19 protein-coding genes are annotated in these 23,885 nt (G+C 40.0%); 5 read left to right on the forward strand and 14 right to left on the reverse strand.

Going from position 1 to position 23,885, the window contains the following annotated elements; genetic code table 11:
- Positions 1 to 85: 85 nt before the first annotated feature.
- Together BM192_RS01430 and BM192_RS01435 are read right to left on the reverse strand one after the other, a co-directional pair.
- Positions 86 to 1,048, reverse strand: a complete 963-nt coding sequence (locus BM192_RS01430) for a FecR family protein (protein WP_037438164.1) — start codon at positions 1,046 to 1,048, stop codon at positions 86 to 88.
- 59 nt (positions 1,049 to 1,107) lie between these two features.
- Positions 1,108 to 1,662, reverse strand: coding sequence for an RNA polymerase sigma-70 factor (locus tag BM192_RS01435; protein WP_051759550.1), 555 nt, complete (start codon positions 1,660 to 1,662; stop codon positions 1,108 to 1,110).
- Positions 1,663 to 2,264: 602 nt separating this feature from the next.
- Here BM192_RS01435 and BM192_RS01440 point away from each other — a divergent pair.
- Both BM192_RS01440 and BM192_RS01445 read left to right on the forward strand, forming a co-directional pair.
- Entirely contained in the window at positions 2,265 to 4,805 is a 2,541-nt protein-coding gene (locus BM192_RS01440; protein ID WP_234797482.1) for a TonB-dependent receptor, read from the forward strand.
- Positions 4,806 to 5,369: 564 nt separating this feature from the next.
- Positions 5,370 to 6,005 carry a CatB-related O-acetyltransferase gene (locus tag BM192_RS01445; RefSeq protein ID WP_037438165.1) on the forward strand — a complete coding sequence of 212 codons (636 nt, stop codon included), beginning with the start codon at positions 5,370 to 5,372 and terminating at the stop codon, positions 6,003 to 6,005.
- A gap of 63 nt (positions 6,006 to 6,068) precedes the next feature.
- Here the strand turns inward: BM192_RS01445 and BM192_RS01450 are convergent, their stop codons facing one another.
- The 10 genes from BM192_RS01450 to BM192_RS01495 all read right to left on the reverse strand — a co-directional run bounded on the left by BM192_RS01450 (position 6,069) and on the right by BM192_RS01495 (position 18,845).
- Positions 6,069 to 7,619: a M20/M25/M40 family metallo-hydrolase gene (locus BM192_RS01450; RefSeq protein WP_037438166.1), complete on the reverse strand. Its 1,551-nt coding sequence runs from the start codon at positions 7,617 to 7,619 to the stop codon at positions 6,069 to 6,071.
- 239 nt (positions 7,620 to 7,858) lie between these two features.
- Complete coding sequence (locus BM192_RS01455; protein WP_088775956.1) at positions 7,859 to 8,722, reverse strand: OmpA family protein; 864 nt, start codon at positions 8,720 to 8,722, stop codon at positions 7,859 to 7,861.
- 79 nt (positions 8,723 to 8,801) lie between these two features.
- Positions 8,802 to 9,545: a succinate dehydrogenase/fumarate reductase iron-sulfur subunit gene (locus BM192_RS01460; protein ID WP_037438168.1), complete on the reverse strand. Its 744-nt coding sequence runs from the start codon at positions 9,543 to 9,545 to the stop codon at positions 8,802 to 8,804.
- A gap of 6 nt (positions 9,546 to 9,551) precedes the next feature.
- Complete coding sequence (locus BM192_RS01465; RefSeq protein ID WP_037438169.1) at positions 9,552 to 11,468, reverse strand: fumarate reductase/succinate dehydrogenase flavoprotein subunit; 1,917 nt, start codon at positions 11,466 to 11,468, stop codon at positions 9,552 to 9,554.
- On the reverse strand, positions 11,465 to 12,142 hold the full coding sequence (locus BM192_RS01470) for a succinate dehydrogenase cytochrome b subunit (RefSeq protein WP_234797483.1): 678 nt from the start codon (positions 12,140 to 12,142) through the stop codon (positions 11,465 to 11,467). Before BM192_RS01470 ends, BM192_RS01465 begins: the two co-directional genes overlap by 4 nt.
- 17 nt (positions 12,143 to 12,159) lie before the next feature.
- Positions 12,160 to 13,635, reverse strand: coding sequence for an anion permease (locus BM192_RS01475; RefSeq protein ID WP_051759552.1), 1,476 nt, complete (start codon positions 13,633 to 13,635; stop codon positions 12,160 to 12,162).
- An 18-nt stretch (positions 13,636 to 13,653) separates the two neighbouring features.
- A complete protein-coding gene (locus BM192_RS01480; RefSeq protein ID WP_037438170.1) occupies positions 13,654 to 14,775 on the reverse strand; it encodes a porin in 1,122 nt (373 codons plus the stop codon).
- Positions 14,776 to 15,163: 388 nt separating this feature from the next.
- Positions 15,164 to 16,360, reverse strand: a complete 1,197-nt coding sequence (locus BM192_RS01485) for a GTP-binding protein (protein ID WP_037438171.1) — start codon at positions 16,358 to 16,360, stop codon at positions 15,164 to 15,166.
- A gap of 148 nt (positions 16,361 to 16,508) precedes the next feature.
- Complete coding sequence (locus BM192_RS01490) at positions 16,509 to 17,486, reverse strand: Kelch repeat-containing protein (protein ID WP_037438172.1); 978 nt, start codon at positions 17,484 to 17,486, stop codon at positions 16,509 to 16,511.
- Positions 17,487 to 17,492: 6 nt separating this feature from the next.
- Positions 17,493 to 18,845: a DUF4270 family protein gene (locus BM192_RS01495; RefSeq protein ID WP_037438173.1), complete on the reverse strand. Its 1,353-nt coding sequence runs from the start codon at positions 18,843 to 18,845 to the stop codon at positions 17,493 to 17,495.
- Between the two features lie 113 nt (positions 18,846 to 18,958).
- Here BM192_RS01495 and BM192_RS01500 point away from each other — a divergent pair, with 113 nt between their 5' ends.
- From BM192_RS01500 to hmpA, 3 genes are all read left to right on the forward strand, one after another.
- The gene (locus BM192_RS01500; protein ID WP_051759555.1) at positions 18,959 to 20,212 is read left to right on the forward strand and encodes a sensor histidine kinase; all 1,254 of its coding nucleotides are present in this window, start codon (positions 18,959 to 18,961) and stop codon (positions 20,210 to 20,212) included.
- 2 nt (positions 20,213 to 20,214) lie between these two features.
- Positions 20,215 to 20,892 (forward strand): response regulator transcription factor, encoded by a 678-nt coding sequence (locus BM192_RS01505; RefSeq protein WP_037438174.1) that lies wholly within the window; start codon positions 20,215 to 20,217, stop codon positions 20,890 to 20,892.
- A gap of 195 nt (positions 20,893 to 21,087) precedes the next feature.
- On the forward strand, positions 21,088 to 22,296 hold the full coding sequence (gene hmpA, locus BM192_RS01510) for an NO-inducible flavohemoprotein (RefSeq protein ID WP_037438175.1): 1,209 nt from the start codon (positions 21,088 to 21,090) through the stop codon (positions 22,294 to 22,296).
- Positions 22,297 to 22,346: 50 nt separating this feature from the next.
- Here the strand turns inward: hmpA and BM192_RS01515 are convergent, their stop codons facing one another.
- Positions 22,347 to 22,784, reverse strand: a complete 438-nt coding sequence (locus BM192_RS01515; RefSeq protein ID WP_037438176.1) for an RrF2 family transcriptional regulator — start codon at positions 22,782 to 22,784, stop codon at positions 22,347 to 22,349.
- Between the two features lie 373 nt (positions 22,785 to 23,157).
- Positions 23,158 to 23,865: a class I SAM-dependent methyltransferase gene (locus BM192_RS01520; RefSeq protein ID WP_037438177.1), complete on the reverse strand. Its 708-nt coding sequence runs from the start codon at positions 23,863 to 23,865 to the stop codon at positions 23,158 to 23,160.
- Positions 23,866 to 23,885: the final 20 nt, after the last annotated feature.

Below are 23,885 nucleotides of genomic sequence, written 5' to 3' on the forward strand. Positions count from 1 at the left end.
TTGATTCAATTAAAGATTTCATTGCTCCTACCCGGTGGACAATTTTGGCGATGCGTACACCGGGTATTCTTGTTAAGAATTATATTTATCTCGACAACATAACCTCCTTATCTTTGATTTTGTATTTAATATTCAGCGCAAAGCTGATATCCCGCAACACCTCGGTAAGCGACGCATTATCAAACTGAACTTTCAACCGGTTTTTTGCTAATTCAGGGTCACCCAGGTGGATTTTAACGGCATACCATCGCTCCAGTTCTAGGATAACTTCGCCTAATTTTACGTCGTTAAATATCAGTAGACCTTTGGTCCATGCGACTCTATTTCTACTGTTAACTATGGTTTTCGTGAGCGAATGACCATCAAAAACACCTTGTGTATTCGCATTTAGTATCAATGTCCCGTTCGATCTTCTAGCCCTGAACTGGACCCTACCTTCTTCCACATTCAATATATCAGGACGACCTTCCCAACTTTGGAGGTTAAATCTTGTGCCCAGAACTCTGGTGGTGGTTTCCCGGGTCTGGATAAAGAAAGGTTTCTTCGGATCTTTTGTTACCTCGAAAAATCCCTCACCATCCAACAGAACTCTTCTCTCAGTTTTTGAAAATTTCGGTGGATACCTTAATTTGCTTCCTGCATTGAGGTACACTTTAGTCCCGTCAGGCAACGTTACCCTCGCTTTTTTTCCATATGGAAGACTAACTTCCTGATAGGCCACTAAGTTGTTTATAGGAGATTTATCAAGTGCGAAATGATCTGAGATATATACGCCCGCACCAATTAGTAAAAACAATACCGCGGCGATTATGCTCATTTTAGACCACATTGAGATGCGAATGATCTTATTAGGGTTTCTCTCTTCGAGACGGGCGTCAGATATGCGTTCCCACAGCTCAGATTTTACCATAACTTCTGCATCTCCGGAACGCAATTCATAAGACTCTTCCGGAGTTCCGTCCAGCATCCATTTTTCTACAGCCTCGCGTTCTTCGGGGTTACATAACCCTGCCCAATACTTTTCTAATAAATGATGATCTACCAACATGAACCGCTTTTATAGTACAAGTCGTAGGTAGGAGGGTTTACCCTTAGTTGAAAAATAATTTATTTTTCATTGGGTTGTTTAATCAGGTACGTTTTTAGGAAACGTAAGGCTTTAGTTAAATGAGCTTCCACCGTTTTTTCGGACAGGACTAGCTGTTTGGCTATTTCAGGTATACTAAGTCCGCTATTACGACTCAAAGTATAGACCTGCTTACAACGACAGGGCAATCTGCTGACAAGCCCATCCACAAAGTGATCTAAATCTTTGTAAAGAATAGTCTCTTCCGTATTGTTAATACTTTCACAAAAGCTTTCGGACAAGCACTTACTGTGGTTTTCTTTCTTGAATTTCTCGCGATAGTGATCCGTAATTTTCATCCGGGCGGCACGAAAAAGATAGTGCTCTATATTGGTCTCGATATGAAGATTGTCTTTACGTTTCCAGATTGAGCAGAAAATATCCTGTACAATATCCATTGCGACCTCATCGTCGTTGATATGATATTGACAGAAGGCGACTAATCGTTTCCAATATTGATTAAACAAAGCGCGAAAACTTGCCTCGTCTATTTTGTTTATCAGCGTATCATCTTTATTATTCTTCAGAATCTTCACAATTATTTACTTACCTCTCAAAGGACGCGAATATAATCCTTTATTAGGAATAAGTCTAAATAGTTAATGACAATTCTAAACTTGTTGTTTTTCATCTGATCACTATCATTAGCAACTGGACGGGAATTAAACTTAAACAATCCTATAAACCAACCTATTAACACAATTTCGAATTAAAAACCACCGCATTTTAACAGGTATCTTAAATAAACACTACAAAATCTATAGATTTTATTTGTTAATTAAAAAAGAATCCTATATTCGTATAATCAAAATAAAACTTTACAACCTAACCTAATGAAAACAGACTTGCATTTTATAAAAATGAAAAGAAAAACGGCTAAAGAAAGAACGCTCGTTCTACTAGCTTGTAACTGTTGTTGTTGAAACTGTTCCAGTAATCACCGGGCAAAAAACCTATTACCTCGCATATTTTAGACCTGAACGGATGCCGAAAACAACGTTATGGCTTTGCTATGCAAATAGCTCCCGATAAACAACCGAAACTAACACACGCCCAGATATTTGGTGCGTACAATCAAAACCCATTTAAGATTAATATGATGAAGAAACGTTTACTTATTATACTGCCATTCTTACTTATGGCAAATTATATTTTTGCACAAAGTCCCATAACAGGGATCATAAAAACCAGTAATGGTGCCCCGGTACCTAATGCAACGGTTTTCATCAGAGGCACTAAGATTTCAGCGATTGCAGATGCTGAAGGTAAATTCAGCATTGACTCAAAGCAAGACCTCCCCTTTTATCTCCGGGTCAGTTCTGTTGGATATAAGTCGCAGGATTTTCAGATTTTAAAGCTTCAGGAGACGCCCTTTGAGTTAGTCCTGATTGAGAGCGAACTACTGGATGAGATTGTTGTAACTTCAAGAAGACGATCAGAAGTCCTGCAAGATGTTCCGATTGCAATTACTGTCATCGGAGGGCAAGCAGCGGAAAATGCAGGTGCCTTTAATGTTAATCGTTTAAAAGAGCTGGTTCCTTCCGTGCAGTTATATGCTTCTAATGCCAGGAATACCACACTTAATATCAGAGGATTAGGCTCAACATTTGGTCTAACGAACGACGGAATTGATCCTGGCGTAGGTTTCTATGTAGATGGCGTTTATCAGGCCCGTCCTGCCGCTACCTCTACAGATTTTCTTGATATAGAACAAATAGAGATACTTCGTGGCCCGCAAGGAACGCTTTTTGGTAAAAATACGACTGCAGGTGCATTTAATATAACTACAGCCAAACCAACCCAAACACCAAGCGGAAAAGTTGAACTTAGCTTTGGAAACTACAATTTTATGCAGGCGAAAACATCAGTTACAGGTGGTGTCGCAAAAAACCTTGCTGCAAGATTATCTATTTCCGGAACTCAGCGGGACGGTACAATTTTTAATACCAAAGAAGAACGCAGATACAGTGGCCAGAATAATCTGGGCTTTAAAGGCCAGTTATACTACACGCCGTCAGATAAATTGCAGGTATTACTGAGTGGTGATGTCAGTATTCAGCACCCAGCAGGTTATCCACTTGTGATTGCAGGTGTTACCACAACAGAGAGAAGTGCTTACCGCCAGTACGCTAAAATTGTATCTGACTTAGGATATCAGCAGCCGGTAGTAAATCCGTCTTCCAGAACGATCAATACCAATACGCCCTGGAAACATGATCAGTCAATTGGTGGGATCTCCGTAAACGTCGATTATAAGATAGGTAATGGCACACTTACCTCAACCACTGCCTGGAGATTCTGGAACTGGAACCCGACTAACGACAGGGATTTCTCCGAGTTATCTGCACTTACCAAGTCTCAGGGAAACTCACGCCACGACCAATATTCCCAGGAGATTAGATATGCTGGTAATATAGCAGATAAAGTAAGTGGTGTGGTCGGCGTATTCGCACTTGCCCAAAATCTGAAGGGTTTAGATCAGACAGAAGAAGTTGGTAAAGATCAATGGAGATTTGTACAAACAGGTAATACCGGAGCTCAGGCATTATACTCAACACCAGGTTTATTAGACGGATACGGCATCAGAACTAACTCAACTATCAAATCACTAAGTACGGCAGTATTCGCACAGGCAGACTGGGAATTTCTGAAAAACCTGCATATCTTACCCGGTTTACGATATACTTATGATAAAAAAGACGTTAACTATGATCGCGTGACTTACGGAGGTCTGCAAACTTCAAATGCCGATTTGCTAGCGCTGAAAGCCGCTGTTTACAGTAATCAGCAATTCAATACCAGTGTAGATAACAATAATTTATCGGGAAATGTCACACTTTCTTACAGACCTACTCCTAAACTAAATGCTTATGGAACGTTCTCTACAGCTTACAAGCCTGTTGGTGTGAATGTTGGAGGCTTACCAACAACCTCAAATGGACAAGCAGACCTATCTCTGGCGGTAGTTAAACCAGAATATGTTCAACATTACGAACTGGGTATTAAAACTAAACCTGTAAAAGGCGCAATCGTAAACATAAGTGCATTTAATACAGATATTAAAGATTATCAAACCAATGTACAATCGCCACAGTTAGGTGTTAACAGAGGTTACCTCTCGAATGCAGAGAAAGTTAATGTGAAAGGCCTGGAAGTGGATGGAACGTACCAATTAGGTAGATTTTTAACTTTAAATGCTGCTATGGCTTATCTTGACGGTAAGTATGTGAAGTTCACAAACGCACCGCTGCCATTGGAGGAAACAGGACATACCGAACTCATTAACGGCGTAGCTACTCAGGTAGCCTTTAAAGATGCTTCTGGCGGTAGATTGCCAGGTATTTCTAAATGGAATGTTTCTGGTGGCGCAGAATTCAGCAACCCTGGTAATCTGGCGACCACAGCAGGAAGATATTTTATTGCTGCCGACGCCAGCTACCGTTCACAATATTCTTCCAATCCAACACCGTCCCGTATTTTAAACGTTGAAGGTTATTCATTGCTGAATGCCAGACTAGGATTTAAATCTGATAAATTCTCCGTATTTGTCTGGGCGAGAAATATTGCAAATAAAAATTATTATGAACAATTACAAGCAGCAGCTGGAAATTCTGGCTTATACGCGGGTGTGCTTGGAGATCCAAGAACGTATGGCGTAACACTGCGTTATTCACTATAAACGTCATTTTGCCAGGTCTGAAAGAGCCGCCTCAATATAATAGAGGCGGCTCTTTTTGTACGGTTAACCTGTTGCTGCCGGACAGGCAAGACGACCCTGACTGATTATTAATTCTTGTAACGATTTTATTGATTATAGAAACAATTTGGGCTTTTAAGGTTTATTGTAAGTACAAACACTAAATTAGTAAGATATGTCAATATATTTAGAATTTCCCTCGATCGAAGATTATCCGGTATACATTGCTCCAAAACAAAATGTTAAAACCTCCACAGAGAAAGATGAGCAGAATTCATCTGATTAAATTCTCATTTTAAAATTTGACGCTCTCTCAAGAAGAATTTCTGCGTAAACAGCTCAACTTAATAATAATAATCTGTTCAAGATTGATTTGAGATGTGTGACAGGTTTGTTCTGATACCTTTACGCCACTGCATAAATAGCCAGCCTGCAAAATCTGCAGTGCCCTTCTCTGGTGAAACAAATTGCTTTCATACGACTGAAAACAGCAAAATGAGATCACCAATTAGCGCACGCTCAAAATGGCAATAAAACGATATACGAATGAATGGACCAGATAAAGAAGTGAAATTTCCGTTAAAGGATTATGACAAGTTTTGCTTTCTTAAAAACATTATTAAAAATCCAAATATAATTATCGGTGATTATACCTATTACGATGATTTTGATAACGTAGAGAATTTTGAGAAAAACGTAAAATATCAATTTGATTTTATTAATGATAAACTCATAATTGGTAAATTTTGTATGATTGCTTCAGATGTAAAGTTTATCATGAATGGAGCTAATCACTTAACAAATGCGTTGTCGGCCTATCCTTTTGCAATTTTCGGAAATGGTTGGGAGAACGCAATGGGCGAAAGACAATACCCGACAAAAGGCGATATCGTAATCGGTAACGACGTATGGATCGGTTATAATGCGACAATAATGGCCGGTGTTACTGTAGGAGATGGAGCGATAATTGCGACTAATTCTACGGTAGTCAAAGACGTAGCGCCCTATACTATTGTAGGTGGAAACCCGGCAACGGCAATTAGAAAGAGATTCTCTGATGATGTTATACACAAGCTTCTGACACTGCGATGGTGGGATTGGGAGATTGAAAAAATCACAGAGAATCTTCAGTATCTGACTGCAATGGACATTGAAAAGTTAGAAAAAACGGATAAAGATTAAATCGAGGTTTGCTCCTGCCATAAAAAAAGCCGCCCTCCCGAGCGGCTTTTACGATCTATTTTTTTATTGCCCGCCTTTGCGGTTTGGTTTAACTGGAGTCGGCCAAACCCCTGGTTGTCCAGTCCTTGTATTGTTAGGTAAAATGCTTTTTTCAGTCGAAGAGCGTTCTGGATCTTCACTAGCCGCGTAGGCCATAATTGCAGCTACAATAGCATTACTTTGTACATCATCGAATACGATTTTATCAAATGTATCACGGTTTGTATGCCAGGTGTAATTACCATAACTCCATCCTAATGAACTCAATGAAAACCCAGGCGCACCTGCTGCTACAAAAGAAGCAAAATCAGAACCACCTGCCCCCGGAGAACCAGGGAAACTGGTTTTAATTTCTGCACGGTATTTTTCGGGAATTCTATTTATCCAGCGGGTCAGATAAGTTTCCGATTTTGCAAAACCCTGACCAGATATATTTACAATCCTTCCAGTTCCATTATCCTGATTAAATAATGCCTGTAAATTATTTACCACTTCAGGATGATCTTCTACGAAAGCCCTCGATCCATTTAATCCCTGTTCTTCAGAACTCCAGTGACCAACTAAAATTGTACGTTTTGGATTTGGATAAACGGACTTTAAAATGCGCATGGCTTCCATCATCACTATGGTACCTGTACCATTATCAGTAGCACCAGTTCCACCATCCCAGCTGTCAAAATGTGCAGACAGGATTACATATTCGTTAGGTTTTTCTGAACCTTTAATAGATGCTATTGTGTTAAACGTAGGTACTGCACCTAACTCTTTCGACTCAGCTTTAATACGCACTTTGGGTTTAGAACCTCCTTCTGTCAACCGGAATAACAATCCATAGTCTTCAAGGGCGATATCTACTGTCGGAATTTTAGTCGTATTTGCTCCGAAAATCTTATTTACCCCAAAACCATTTGACCAGTTAGATGCCATAATCGCTGCTGCACCTGCTTTTTCTAATGCCAATGCTAAACTCTTCGCGTTGAATCCTGTATTTTTGATTCTTTCAGCCCAAGCTTTAGTTTCTTCTGCTTTTTCAGCTTTAATTTTATCAAAAGATTCTTTGGTGGCAAATTCTGTCCAGTTATACTCTGGTCTGCCGGTTGGCTGGTTCATAGAAATCATTACGATTTTGCCTTTTGCATTTGGAAGCCACTTTTGGAAGGCTATAGAATCTGTGACTAAAGGAAGAATAATTGTTTCTGCGGTGATATCTTTTCCTTTAGTGCCCGGACTCCATGCCAATTGCATTCCTTCAAGGGATTTTACACGCGGATAGACCATATCTATATGAGAGACGCCTCTTTCCCATCCTCTCCAGGTTCCCCACTGTTCATTTTTAGCTGAAATTCCCCAACCTGCATATTTATCTACAGCCCACTCATGTGCTTGTTTAATTTGAGGAGAACCAACCAACCGCGGCCCTATAACATCCAATAGCTCGTGTGCCAGTTTACGAAGTTGAGAATTTTCAGTTGCCTCCTTGACAATTCCAGATACTACAGGATCTGCAGTTTGGGCCTGAACAACCGAAGTGATCAGCATCGCGCCGGCCACAAATGGGAGTAGTTTTATTTTCATATGTTAGTTAATGAGTTAAAAAACTAAGATAGCAATTCAAATTCCCACCCACATGCAGTGTATTAAGAATTTTATACTACGAGCACAATATTATAACTACAATAGACACAATCACAAATTAGTAATTGATAAATTATTTATTTAATAAATAATAAAAATATTATCCACCCTGCAGTGCTGTGTTCTGAAACAAAAAATGCCGCCTGAACAGGCGGCATTTAGTACATTTTATCATTCTGTTATTGAGCAGCAGTTTCAGGTGCTTTTCCAATTAATTCCATAAACTGATCTAGTTTTGGAGTAATGATAATTTGGGTACGTCTGTTCTTAGTTCTTCCAGTTTCCGAATCATTAGCAGCAACCGGATTGTATTCTCCTCGGCCACCTGCAGTTAACCGCTTCGGATCTACGCCATAATTCATCTGTAAAGACTGAACCACAGAGGATGCCCGTAGTGCACTTAAATCCCAGTTATTACGAATGTTTTTCTGAGAAATAGGCACGTCATCGGTATTACCCTCTATTAGTACTTCGTAATCCTTATAGTCTTTGATGATCTTTGCAATTTTGTTCAAAGTTTCCCCCGCCTGATCTGATATTTCATAGCTACCTGACTTATATAACATATTATCAGACAATGAGATATACACAACCCCCTTAAGTACCTGTACATCAACGTCACGCATCTCCTCGCGGCTTAATGAGCGCGTAAGATTGTTTGTCAGCACCAGGTTTAAGGAATCACTCTTATTTTTAGTATTTACCAAATGTTTGATGTAGCTGTTCGAGGCATTTATTTCATCGACTAACTTAGAAATATTAACATTACCCTGATTACTTGAGTTCAGACATTTATTTAAGGCATCCTGCAAAGACGATACATTTGCCTGCGCAGAAGCAATTTGTTCTTCTAAACTCTTTACTCTCACAGTAGAACCCGAAAGGTCATTTTTAGCTTGCTGATACTGCTGGTTCAGACTTCTTGAACGCTCTTGTAACTGGTTAAAATTAGTCTGTAGGTCATTATACTTTTTGTTGCTCACACAACCTGCAAATAATACACTGCCGGAAAGCAGCAGTGTGTAAAAAATGGAAATTTTCATAATTTAAATATTTAATAACTCTATAACCCTTATTCAAACACATTAACAATGCCAAACCACTTAGGTTTCGACAACATAGTTAACGTAAAACAAGAGCCTTATTATACTCCCAGTTCATTTGTGCAATATTTAATACAGATATTCCCTGCGGGCACCTTGCTTCACAAGCCTCTGTATTACTACAGTGACCAAAACCTTCCGCATCCATCTGTGCCACCATTTTCAAAACACGTTTCTGCGCTTCCTCCCTTCCTTGCGGAACTTTAGCCAGGTGTGAAATTTTTGCCGAAGTGAATAAAGCGGCACTGGAATTTTTACAAGTAGCTACACAAGCACCGCAGCCAATACATGCAGCAGAATCAAATGCAGATTCGGCCTGGTCGTGGGAAATTAAAATTGTGTTAGCTTCAGTCGGCTGGCCCGTACTAGCAGAAATATAGCCTCCTGCCTGTATGATCCGGTCAAATGCCGACCTGTCTACTTTCAAATCACGTTTGAGAGGAAAAGCATTGGCTCTGAACGGCTCAATATAAATTGTCGAATTATCTTTAAATTCCCGCATATGCAGTTGACACACCGTCAACCCTGCTACCGGACCGTTAACCTCTCCATTGATGGTCATCGCACACATTCCACAAATCCCTTCCCTACAATCATGGTCAAATTCGACGGGAACCTCACCTTTCAGGACTAGTTTTTCATTCAAGGTATCTATCATCTCTAAAAAAGACATATGTGTGTCTACCTGATCAAGATCATAGTCTACCAGCCTGCCTTTACTTGCTGCATCTTTCTGACGCCATATTTTAAGATGTACTTTCATAATTATTTAGCTATAGCTTCTCACTGATAATTTAATAAATTCGAACTCCAGGTGTTCGGGATGCAGAATAGGCTCTTTATCATCACCGGGCCATTCCCATGCAGATACATAACAAAAATTCTCGTCATCTCTTAAAGCCTCGCCATCAGGCGTCTGATACTCTTCTCTAAAATGGGCGCCACAGGATTCGTTCCGCTTTAAGGCATCAAAACACATTAAACTGGCAATCTCCAGATAATCAGCGACACGGCCGGCCTTTTCTAGTTCTGCATTCATATCACCAGCCTCACCGGGTATCAGCAGATCTCTATAAAACGCTGATTTTAAATTAGCTATTCCATCAATGGCCTCCTGCAGCCCTGCTGCTGTTCTGGAAAGCCCGCATTTATCATATAATAATTTCCCGAGTTCTTTATGAAAAAAATCGGCTGTCTGAGATCCCTTAATATGGACCAGCCTATCTATTCTATTACGAACGTCTCTTTCTGCTTCTTCAAAAACCGGACTGTCAATTCCGACTTTAGCTGACTTCAATTCTCCCGAAAGATAATTTGCTAATGTATATGGAAGTATAAAATAGCCATCAACACATGCCTGTAACAGGGAGTTTGCGCCTAGCCTGTTTGCGCCATGATCTGCAAAATTAGCCTCACCTATAGCAAATAGTCCGCGTATAGTCGTCATCAATTCATAATCGACCCACAAACCGCCCATAGAAAAATGTGCTGCAGGAGATATCTTCATTGGTATCTGATAGGCATCATCAGCAGTTATCTTTTTATACATCGAAAATAGATTGCCATATTTTTCGGTAATCTTATCCTTACCCTGCTCGTTGATGGCTTTGGAGAAATCCAGATATACGGCATTTTTCTGCGGCCCAACACCAAATCCGGCATCTATTCTTTCTTTAGCAGCCCTGGAGGAAATATCCCTAGGCGCGAGATTCCCGAAAGACGGGTACCTTCTTTCCAGGTAGTAATCCCTTTCCTGTTCTGGGATCAGATTAGGCTCGCGTGTTTCGTTCTCTAACTTCGGCACCCAGATGCGACCGTCATTACGCAGCGATTCTGACATCAGCGTAAGTTTTGACTGATAACTGCCAGACTGAGGCAGACAGGTCGGATGAATCTGTGTCCAGCTCGGAGAAGCCATTAACGCACCACGACGGTGTGCGCGCCAGATTGCCGACCCATTGCAGCCCATGGCGAGTGTAGACAGATAGTAAATCTTACCAAACCCGCCAGTTGCAATCACTACTGCGTCCGCAGCAAACCGCTCCAAAACACCTGTATCCAGGTTTCTCGCAATTATCCCCTTTGCTTTACCATCCGCTAAAACAAGATCCAGCATCTCATACCGGGAATACAAATGAACTTTACCAAGACTTACCTGCCGCATTAAAGACTGATAGGCGCCTAATAACAATTGCTGACCGGTCTGTCCACGTGCATAAAACGTTCGGCTTACCTGTACACCACCAAATGACCGGTTACTTAAATAGCCTCCGTACTCACGTGCAAATGGAACACCTTGGGCAACTGCCTGGTCTATTAAATTTAAAGAGCACTCGGCAAGACGGTATACATTCGCCTCTCTGGACCTGAAATCGCCACCCTTTAACGTATCATAAAACATTCTATAGACCGAATCCCCGTCATTATGGTAATTTTTCGCAGCATTAACTCCACCTTGTGCTGCTACCGAGTGCGCTCTGCGTGCTGAGTCCTGAAAACAAAAAGATTGCACCTGATAGCCTTGCTCAGCCATAGATGCGGCCGCAGAAGCACCAGCGAGTCCGGTTCCTACAATTATTATACTCAGCTTTTTTCTGTTAGCCGGGTTAACCAGTTTAGCGTGATCCTTATACCTGCTCCACTTTTTTTCCAATGGACCTTCAGGAATTTTAGCGTCTAAAGTCATAAGCCGAAATGAGTAAGATGAACATAAATTGGAATAATAGCAAAACCAAATGTGATGGCATAACTGTAAATAATACCAAAGGAATTTACAAAGGCAGCATATTTAGGGTGATAAACACCTAAAGTCCTTACTGCACTTTTAAACCCATGCAATAAATGGTATCCTAATGCAAACATCGACAGGACGTATAAAAGTACATACCACCAGGAAGCAAAAGCATAAATGACCACTGCATAAAGATCTTTGTTTCCGTTACTGTCTACCGGCACCGATTGAAACTTATAGACGTACCAGAAATCTTTAAAATGTATTACTAAAAATATTAACAGCAAAGAACCTAGTATGCCCATATTCCTGGAATACCACTTACTCGCACTGCCCCTTTTATCATAAGCATATTTTCCGGCGGTCTTTTTATTTTTAATCGTAATAACCAGGGCGTCTACCGCGTGGGCTATCAAAGAAAAATAAAGTATATAGGACACAACCTTGATAAATATGTTTCCTGATAATAATGCCGAATAACTATTAAAGCTTTCACTGGCACGAGTTGCCGGGAGTAACAACTGCAAATTTCCCAACAGATGAATAACCAGAAAAAAACAAAGAAACAGACCCGTAAGGGCCATTAAGTTTTTCCGCAACAATGTACTCTCCATTAATAATACGCTCATATATCAAGAAATTTAGATTAATAAACACCTATTATTTTCCACCAGATTCCACCCAGCCCCATCCAGATTACCAGCAGAGTAACACCAATTATCAACCCCATAATCCACCATTGCTTAATGTCCACATAGGTACTTCCAAAGAAGACCGGTGCCGGACCGTGCGCGTAGTGGGTTAAAGTTCCAAATAACGAACCGGTAAAACCCAGCATGAGTGCCAGCAGCATCGGCGGCACACCCATCGCAACCCCCACTGCCAGCAATGCGGCGTACATAGCGGCCACATGCGCTGTCGCACTGGCGAAAAGATAATGACTAAAGAAATAAGTGATGATAATAATTGGAAAAGCGACGGTCCAAGATAGTTCCAGCAACAACTGTTGAATTAATTTACCGAACCAGGGGATAAAGCCGAGCTCGTTTAAAGCTCCTGCCATCATCACCAATGTAGCAAACCAGACTATAGTGTCCCAGGCACCCTTCTCGGCCTTAATATCTTCCCAGGTAAGAACCTGGGTAAGCAATAAAATAGATAAACCTATAAATGCAGTCGTAGTTGCATCAATCTTAAACAAATCACCGGTAACCCAGAGAACAAGCAATATCACAAATGCCATGAGCATTAAGATCTCATTTCTGGTGATAGAACCCATTTCCTTTAACTTTTCTATAGCCATGGCAGGTGCCTGCGTCGTTTTCTTTAATTCTGGTGGAAATATTTTATAAAGTAAAAAGGGAATGATCAGGATTGAGGCGATACCCGGGATAATTGCAGCCCAGAACCAGGACATCCAGCTGATGTGAATACCCAGGTCGGCCGCAAATTTCTGACACATCGGATTACTTGCAGTACCAGTAAGAAACATAGCTGAGGCTATCAGGTTCATATAATAACTGTTCAGAGTCAGGTAAGCTCCGACCTTCCGGTGCGTCTCCTGTTTATCGGGAAAGGAACCTAAACTAATAGCCATTGACTTCATAATCGGATAAATGATTCCTCCTCCTCTGGCTGTATTACTCGGTATAGCGGGTGCCAGAATTAAATCAGCGGCGCCCAGACTATAGGCAAGCCCCAATGAGCTTTTGCCAAACAGCCTGATAAAAACATAGGCAATTCTACTGCCCAAACCTGTTTTTATAAAACCTCTTGCTATAAAAAAACTAATTCCGATTAGCCAGATCACCTTATCACCGAACCCCTTAAGAGCGAGCGTTATAGACTTGCCGGGATCTCCTGGAGCCAACACTCCCGTCAGAGCGACAAGCGCTATAGCCATCATACAGAGTGTACCCATGCTTGCCGCTTTAAGGATAATTCCGAAAATGGTTGCAAGGAAAATGGCAAGCAGGTGCCACGCCTCCGGTTTCACCCCATTTGGCACAGGAATAAACCAGATGATTGCACCAATAGCAACGGTTGCTGCTAATGGGATCAATTGAATTTCTTTTGGTGCCTTAGCTGGAGGTTCAGCGATTATAGTTGATTTGGCGTTCATAACAATTTATTATAATGATTATAACCTGGATTGAACCTGTAAGATGAAAGTGGAGTTATTGTATTGTGTCGTACCTGCTATATTCTGTTTATAGCGGTCTATATTTACGCCCAGTTGTATTCTTGCGCTATAAGCTTTTAAAAATTCAGCACTCAGCATGGGAGTCCACGTTTCCCTTTTACTCCCAGGATGCCTGAAATCTTTATCGAAATACTCGTATCTACAGGAGAACTCAAGAGAGCTGAGACGATGATAGTTTATTGCATAGCGTAGGTTTGGTAAAAAATAAAAACCACGCATTTGATATTTTTTCAGATTTCCCTCACGCTTCGCTTCTTCAATGCTATAATACAAAACATGGTTATTTCCTTGTTTGAACTCCGTTTCCATTTCCAACGATAACTTTTTAGCCAAAGGAAGTGTACCCGATAAGTCAATACCAGAGGCATAAGCTCCAGATCCTGAGACCACAGCCAACCCGCCATTCAGTCCGACTTTAATTGCATATTTCTTATCCAGTCCTAATTCGACTCTGGAAGAAAAATGCTTTCCATTGTCATTATCCATTGCTTGATTCCTGTTATTCCCATTGACGACGGACAATTCATATTTCACAGGTAATTTACCTGTGGTTGCACCATAAATACTTGCACCGATCTGAAAACTCTGCCAACCATTATTTCCAAATGCAGTATATTGATTTGAATAATCCATAGATTTGATTACATCTACAGGGTACATATCTTCCAGTCCGAAAGCCGGCCGGAACTGCCCCATCTTAGCGTTAAGGAACGAATTGAGCTTATAAGTAATATAAGCGTTCTCAAGAACTTTGTTTTTAGGATCCGATTTAAAATCTGCAAGGTTTAATAATAAGACTACATCTGTCCTGTCGGAAATTTTAGAGGCAAACTGAAGTCTGGCCCTTTTTATATCAAAATCATTGTAAGTAGCTTTGCCATCAGTATGGTGTAAACCATTTAAATCGATATTTTTATTTGTATTGAAAAGATATCTGGCCTGAAAGAGACCTTTCATTGTGATTTTAATCTTCGTGGAGTCTGCTTTGACCAGCTCCTGTCCGTCAACGTATAAACTAAAAAGACTAAAAATTGAAAGCAGTTTCAATACTCTTATCATCGTGAAAAATATTTTAGCATAAGACAAGCTTATACTTATGAAGCAAATATAATACGCTAATAAAGATTAATAATATCACAGATCATGAATAAAAATGATCTGAATCACCATTTCAGCATACCTTATTATAACTTTAAGAAACCAAATTCCTTATATAGAAACCGCACAAAAACAGACGTCGACATAATCAAAACCCAACTTCACAAAACACAAGCTATATATCTTTGTATCAAAAACATATGCACAATGCAAATAAGGATCAACTTTATTAAGTTAGACAATATCAAGATAATATTATTTTTCATGAAACCATTAACCAATTCTTAAAAGACGTTCGCAAATTAAATTCTGTTAAAGAGCTCGTTTGGGGCTAATTGCTGATACTAGATTAACTATTCTTAATTATTTGTAAAGGATTAAACTTTCCCGCTTTAAAGTCACATAATTCAAAGTCGTCGAGTAAACATTCTTCCAGTTTTGCAATTAACTCTGCTTTGTTCAAATGTTGCCCAATAAATACAATTTCATTCAATCTATCACCGAAATCCAGATCCCATTTTGCCTCTATAAATTCCTTATTTTCGATAAAATCAGGGTAGTCAAGCCGTTCGTTAAAAGACATACTACACCACCATACCCCAGCTCCCTCCAATTTTGACGAACCGCCGGCCTGAGAAAAATTTAAAGCTTCGTCTGCCCGGTCAGCCATCCAGAACAAGCCCTTCGAACGAATCAGGTTCGAGGGGAAATCATTTTCCAGGAAATTCATAAAGCGAATTGGATGGAAAGGTCTTTTATCCCGGAAAACAACTGAACTGATTCCGTAGGACTCAGTTTCTGGTGTATGAATACTGTTCAACTCCTGAATCCATCCAGCAGATGCAGACGCATTATTAAAATCAAATAAACCAGTATTAATTATGTTTTTCGGATCTACGGCAGCATATAAACTCTCTATAATTCTGGCCATCGGATTAAGCTTTTTGATTAGCGCGTTTAAAACATCTAAATCAGACGTTTTAATCAGATCCGTTTTATTTAAAATAATTACGTTGGCAAATTCTATCTGATCAGTAAGCAAATTTACTATAGTCCGTTCGTCGCCTTCCATGTCTGTCAGCTGACGGTCTTTCAATCGTTCCGGTGATCCGAAATCCTTGTAGAAATTAAAACAATCAACCACAGTAACCATGGTATCAACGTAACTGAAACGCGACAAATCAATTCCCTTTTCTTCATCAATAAAAGAGAAAGTCTGGGCAACAGGTATTGGCTCAGATATACCCGTACTCTCAATTAATAAATAGTCAAAACGGTTTTCCGCAGCAAGCCTCTCCACTTCCAGCATCAGGTCTTCCCTTAATGTGCAGCAAATACACCCATTAGTCATTTCAATTAACTTTTCTTGAGTCCTTGACAGCACCCCTTCATTCCTAACTGATTGTGCATCTATATTCACTTCACTCATATCATTTACGATAACAGCAACACGCAGGTTTACCTTGTTATGCAGGATATGATTAAGTAAAGTCGTTTTTCCACTTCCCAGGAATCCGCTGAGAACTGTTACAGGTAATTTGTTCATATGATTATTTTTTCAAATCTAATCAAATGCATCTTAGTTGCATTATTATTGTGTCTGAAAAATACCATTTCTTAAAAACCATATGCATTAAAAAGCAGCCCCCGCAAAAACGAAGGCTGCCTTAAAAAACAATAGAAAGATCTTATAATTAATTATTAGGTTTAAATAGCCAGGTGTCATCGAACCGGCTGCTTCCATTTCTGCCAGTTGTAATATAGCCCCTATCTCCGATGGCAAAACCAATTGCCGATTCTCTTGCATATCCTTTAAAATCCTGATATTTTTTCCAGCTGTCGGTCGCTGGAGTATACTGCCATGTGTTGCTTAAAACCGAACCAGAACTGCCACCAACGATATATCCTTTGCTATTCAGTACGAAAGTCGCAGCATTTTCACGACCGAGGTTATATTCATTCGACTTCTCAGTGTTCTTCAAATCCTTTAGAATATTCCATTTGTCGGTTTTTGCATTGTAAGACCAAAAATCAGTTAGGTATAGTCCATTATTCCGTCCGCTGCCAACATACACAGTTTCACCAATAGTAAAAGTGAATGCATACACTCTTTTAGTACCAGGAAGACTGCTTACCTGTACCCAGGTATTGTTAGCAGGATTATAACTGTAGAAATCTTTCAAATCGCCGTTAAGCCCTGTTCCCGTGCCCACATATCCTTTTCCATCCTGAGAAAAGGCAACAGCTCCGTACCTGCCATCGCCAGGGAGATCGGCTATGGCTTTCCATTTCTTTTGAACGGGATCAAATTCGTAAAAATCAGTAAGTCCATTTGTTCCATCAAAACCACCGCCCAGATAACCTTTTCCATTTATACTAAATCCCATAGCATAATTCCTGGCCTTTCCCGGGAAATCAGCGTCTGTAACACGATACCAGTTGGTTAACTTATTGTTATAATACCAGATATCATTGAGTCGCTTCTCGCCATCAAAACCTCCAGTTACATAGACAACATCATCGATAACGAAACTGGCTGCCCCGCTTCTCGGAATTCCTTCAAAATCAGAACCCTTTGTCCATTCATCCGGATCATCGTCACCCGATTTTTTACAAGAACCGACGAATACGATCATCATGATCAGCGATAGATTTAATAACTTTTTAAGCATTTTTTATTAGTATTTAGTGTAAGTAATTCTTGTCGAGACTGACAATGTTGATTTATCATTTGTAATATGTGCCCTATTAACCGTTTTAATAAGATCGTCGATCGGCAGGCTAAGAAGAAGTGATGTATTTTTATACTCACCCTTCTTGATTTTGTCTGCGTATTCTGACAGATTGAAAGTGAAACTGGCTAAAGCTCCATTATCGTTCCCAGGTCGGAATGCAGCCTGTTGTGTGGTTGTTTCATAGGCATCAGGAATAGTAAACTTTGGTGTATTCCGATCGTTAGCTATGAAAAGGATGAGTGAAGCAGGTACCTTGTAGAGCGCATAAGTAGATGGTTTTGTCTGAATTATTAGTTCTACTTTATTCACGACAATACCCGGTTCGTGCATAAATTGTGTTAACCCAGGCAACAAAATTTTTGTAACAATACCACTTCCGCCTTGTAGGAACAGCTGCTGACCGGTAGTTAAAGCATCCACCTCCTGATTCTTCTGATTTAGCCCTTTAAGGCTGGTCGCCTGCCGGTCTGCCTCAATATGGTTAAACTGATACTGCTTATCATGCATTACAAATTCACTTTTGCCAGTTTCAGGGAAACCATTATTATTACGATAGTGGTAGTGTACAAGCATTTTCAGGTTATCTGCATTAAATCCAATGACTGCAGAACTATTAATGGATTCTATATGCATACCTTTAAAATAATTCAGGAAATCGTCTGCACTGGAGAGTCGTTTATCCTTTTCCACGAGCATCTTAAACAGTTCATTACCCCATTTATCGTCCAATTTTATAGAAACGCTGTCTTTACTGCCTGGTGAAGGTTTATAGCTATGCGTTCCTATTGGCGTAGCATCATATTTAACAGTACTTGTGGTAAATAGCGCATCCTCATTTGTAACAAATAAGGGTTTCTCTTCCGGCTCCACATCATTATTGACTTTATGGAGCTTAATCAACTCTTTTAGACGGTGTACGACCAACTGCTGTAATTTTATCGTATCACCATAACTGTATTTACTATACTTTAATACCAGACGTAATGAATCAAAAACTGCGTCTTTTGGCAAGTCTGACTGCGCCGGAGCTTTAATTCGGAAATAGGAAGAAAGTTTCAGTTTTCCAAATGCGGGGTCTTCATTAGCGCCTAGCATAATCGTACCTGTATTTGACGATGGCAGAGAATCCAGTAAGTAAGTAGAAGCGATAACTTTTATGCTGTCATTGATCTCGACAGTAAGCGGGTCATTATCATCGAATCCGATTTTATTGTTGGTCTTACAAGCTGTCAGGACGGTTGTAAGTATCCCCGTAAAAATCAGTAAAATAAGTGAATTGGATTTCATAGATGCCATTTGTATAATTAACAGTGGCAAATATGCAGGGGCGAAATGTTAACGAATGTTACAATTTGTTAAAAAGTGTGAATGGCTGGTAATCCTACATAACCTAAAATTATATTTGACCGATGAAATTATTAAGTATGAATAACCGGATCAAATACATATTTGGATTTATAACAATTTCAATTCTCGGTTTAATACTGACACAATTTTTCTGGTTATATAAAGATTATAAATATTATAGCAGTCAGCCGCTGTTCTCTACTCAGTATGAGTTTTTTATGCCGGCACTACCGGTCGATGTAAAAAAAGTAGATGGAGCACAAGTAGCGCAATCTATTATCGCCTACCCAACAAGAGTAGTACCACGTATGGCTACAACCATGATGGTTCATGAAAATATTCAAGGAATAGCTGTACGCGGAGTACATGCTACCAGAGTTCCGGGGGTAGATCCTACAGAAGACAACCCGGTGAGCGGACTGGCGGTCACAACCTTACCAACTAGTGTAACCCGCCGGGTAAATGCAACAAGCTCCGTTCCAGCTGAATTATATAGCGCGATTCCATATAAAGCGCCATCTTCCTATATCATAGATAAAATGAAATGGCAGTTTGGTGGTTCACTGCTGCTAATTATCATTACTTCAAGCTGTCTGATATATATGCTCATAACTATATATACACAGCGAAAAATTTCCATGATGAAAAATGACTTCATTAATAACATGACCCATGAACTCAAAACACCTTTGGCAACTGTAGCCGTTGCAGTAGAAGCGATGCGAAATTATGGTGCGCTGGAAGACAGTGATAAAACTCAGCTCTATCTGAATATTTCGAAGAATGAAATTGATCACCTTTCGAAGCTTATAGAAATGATCTTACAACAATCGGTTTTCGATACGGATAAAATGCATCTCGAGAAAAAACATACCAATATTAACCAGCTTCTTGAACAACTTATCGAAAGTTATCAACTGTCTTACAGCGATATTGAATTAATTTTTCATTATGACCCGCATACACCAGACCTATTCCTTGATCCGGTTCATCTTTTAAATGCTGTGCGAAATCTGATAGATAATGCAGTCAAATATTCTGCTGATAACAAAAGGATTACTATAGCAAGCACCTATGAAAAAGGGGTCTGGTTACTTCATGTGACTGATCTTGGTATAGGAATCCCCAGAAGCTACCATAAAGACATTTTCGAAAGGTTTTTCCGGGTTCCAGGTAAGCAGACGGCTACTATAAAAGGTTTTGGACTCGGCCTGTCTTATGTCAAACAGGTTGTAGAACTTCATAAAGGAATAGTAACCGTTCAAAGCAACGAACAAGGTAGTACTTTCACCATTGCGATAACTTTTAAAGATTGATTATGAATGTATTATACATAGAGGACGAGCAGGGCCTGGCTAAAATTGTTGCCGACAGCCTACTTTACAAAGGATATAAAGTTTCACATTTTACCAATGCAACAGAAGCATTAGGCAGTTTTAACGCCGAAAAGCCGGATATTATTGTTCTTGATATTATGATGCCGGAAACAGATGGATTCACCCTTGCTTCAAAAATCAGAGAAACAGATCTGAAAATACCCATCATTTTTGTAACAGCCAGAACGCAAACCAAAGATGTTGTTCATGGATTTGAAATAGGTGCGAACGATTATTTAAAAAAACCATTTAGTATCGACGAATTAATTGTCAGGATGAACTTCCAGCTTAAGTTGAGAAATCCTGATCTGATCAAACGGGACATGATAGGTAAGTACTTCGCAGATTTTAAAAATCAGCGGCTTATACTGGATGATAAATATATCAGGCTTTCTTACCGGGAGTCTGAACTGTTAAAAAAACTCTTTGAAAATAAAAACTCCATTCTTAAAAGGAAGGAAATCCTGGAGGAATTTTGGGACTATGAAAGTTTTTTTACAGGCAGAAGCCTTGATGTATTTATAAGCAGGCTTCGTGCCCATCTTAAAGAAGATCCAACCGTGAGCATTGTAAATGTACGCGGTGCAGGCTATATGCTAATTATCCGACCTGGAGAATGAGCATATAGCCCACACCCCCGTCTACTATTTATCAGCAAAAAGCAATAAAATAATAAAAGACAAAAACATCTTTTATATAACAGAACCATGTTATACTTTTACCGGAGTTAAAAATCAACTAATAATATCCCAAAATAAAAGACATAAGGGTGTTATTATCCGGTTAATGTATTCTGTTATTATCAACTTATAATTATGATCACTTCTCAACAAAAAAATCTCATTAAAGCTACAGTGCCTATCCTCAAAGAGCATGGAGTACTCCTAACAACTTATTTCTATAAACGCATGTTTGAGCACAATCCAGAACTCAAACATGTCTTTAATATGGGGAACCAACATAATGGCAAGCAGCAAACTGCGCTGGCAATGGCCGTTTTAGCTTATGCAGAACATATAGAAAATCCGGAAGTATTATTGCCAGTTTTGGATCATATCGGGCAGAAACATACCAGTTTAAGTGTCAGACCAGAACACTACCACATTGTGGGAAAACATCTTTTGGCGTCGATTGCAGAAGTTTTGGGAGAAGCTGCAACACCGGAATTACTCAAAGCCTGGGAAGTTGCCTATTTCCAGCTGGCGGAACTCATGTCTGGACATGAAAGTAGTTTATATACCCAGCAAGTTCAAAAAGAAGGCGGATGGTCTGGTTGGAGACCCTTTTTAGTGAAAAATAAAGTTGTCGAATCCACAGAGATCACTTCTTTTTACCTCTACCCGGCAGACCAAGGTCAAGTAGCAGACTTTATACCCGGTCAGTACCTAAGTGTTCGCTTATTTCTACCTGAACTCAACCTTTTGCAACCCAGGCAATATAGCATATCCAGCGCCCCAAACGGTCAATACTATCGTATATCTGTTAAAAGAGAGCCAGGTATTCAAGAGACGCCTGAAGGAATGATCAGCAATCATCTTCATCAGAATATTCAAATTGGTGATCTTATTGACGTATCAGCACCCGCGGGAAATTTCTTTTTAAAAGATCATCCCGGCCCCGTAGTATTTATAAGCGGAGGAGTCGGACAAACACCCCTACTCAGTATGCTCGAAAACCTGATTAAAAGTGGGCAACGCCAGGGAACCTGGATTCATGGGTGCCGGGACAAGAGCGTACATGCTTTTAAAGAGAACGTAGAAAAATGGGCGGCTGAATATCCACTCATTCAAAAACATATCTTTTATAACACTATAGGATCGGAAATAGACGTGGAAAATCATTATGAAGGCTGGGTAGATCTCACCAAGCTTGGAAAAGACATACACACTGATCAAACGGCTTACTATGTTTGCGGCCCGGCGCCTTTTATTGAGAAACAGTACAAAGATCTGGTCAATATAGGTGTCAATAAAAATTCAATATTTTTTGAAGAATTTGGACCTCAAACACTACAGTTGAGTTAATCATTTATGAAGAGGTACTGCAGGGAATAATCAGCTTTACCTCTTCAAATTTATTTTTTTAAGCTTGTAATTCCAAGATTCAGGTCTTCATTAAAATCTTCAATAGTCGTGTTCTGCAGCATATTGAAAATCTGATTTCTAATCACTTTAAATTCGTTGTGTAGCGGACAGGGATTAGTCTCAGAACAATAGTGTAATCCAAGCCCGCATCCTGTAAATAATCCATTTCCGTCAACCGCTTCGACTACCTCAGACAATCGCCTTTTTAAGCTCACAGCATCCATATAGAACCCTCCATTTGGTCCTTTCGCAGATTTCACAATATTTCGTCTGCTCAGATCCTGAAGAATTTTCGCTAAGAAATGTTCTGGAGAATCTATACCTTCAGCAATTTCTTTTATACCTACTTTCCCTCCGTCAGCTGTCCGGTGTGCAATAAAAAACACTGCCCGCATGGCATATTCACAAGTCTTTGAAAAGATTCCCATATAACCGGCAAAGTTAGATATAATAATAAAATTAAGCGTTTTTTCTTTATCTATTACGAGGGAAAACTTGGATCCTCTTCTTCAGTACACTATCGAAATTACTGGACTGCAAGTGATAATTTAGCTTGGGTAACTAATGTAGACCAGTACAAGCCAACTTCTTACTTCAAGTGTCTCTACTACTTCTTTCCTGTTTATCATCTGCGGAGTTGATATACCCTTGCAATACCCTTGGTATACCCTTCCTTTACCCAAAAGGGTATACCAAGGGTATTGCAAGGGTATACCAAGGGTATCGCAAGGGTATATCAACACCGAAGAACAGCGAATAAAAAGTAAAATAAATAAGAAAGAAAATATAATTAATACCCGCCTATTTTATTCCGCCGAAAGCGGCGAAATAAGAATTCTTATGCAGAATATCTGTATCGCGAAAGCCTATCCTTTTCATAAGGTCCAGCTGATAATTCAGCGAACGCGGCGTGTCTTCATAAGCGATGTAGTCAAGAACCTTTTGACGGTAATCCGGCCCGCCAAGCGTTTCCAGGTAATCACCATAGCGAGATTCAAATAGCTTCCCGATTAATGGAGAGTCATGCGTTATCAGATCAGAAATCCAAAAACTACCACCGGGTTTCAGAGCGATGAAGATTTTACGGAAGACCATTTCCCAGTCTGCATCGTCACGTAAGTGATGGAGTGTTGCGGCAGCTAATACGATGTCAAACGTATGCTCGCCAAGCTCGAGATTTCGCATATCATCATGCACCACGGTTACTTTACCGGCTGTCACTTCAGACACCCTTTCGAAAGCTTTTTCGAGCATTGGTTTGCTCAGGTCGTTCAACGTACAGTTTAGATTTGGGAGTCTGGAGAGCATTTTAAGCGTGTAATTACCTGCCCCGCAGCCGATATCAAGCAGAGCGGAAGCGTTGGGGTTAATGTATGCTGCAGCCTCCGTACAGAGGTCCATCGTAATCGTCGCGTCAATTGTAGTTAACTGTCCGGTTTCAAGATTGGAGAAACGTTCAACATCCTGGTCAAATCTGGCCCGGATTTCTGCATTCGTAGCTTTATTCATAACGCTGGTTTATACTAGCA

This window comes from Pedobacter antarcticus, assembly GCF_900112985.1.
Classification (GTDB): Bacteria; Bacteroidota; Bacteroidia; order Sphingobacteriales; family Sphingobacteriaceae; genus Pedobacter; species Pedobacter antarcticus.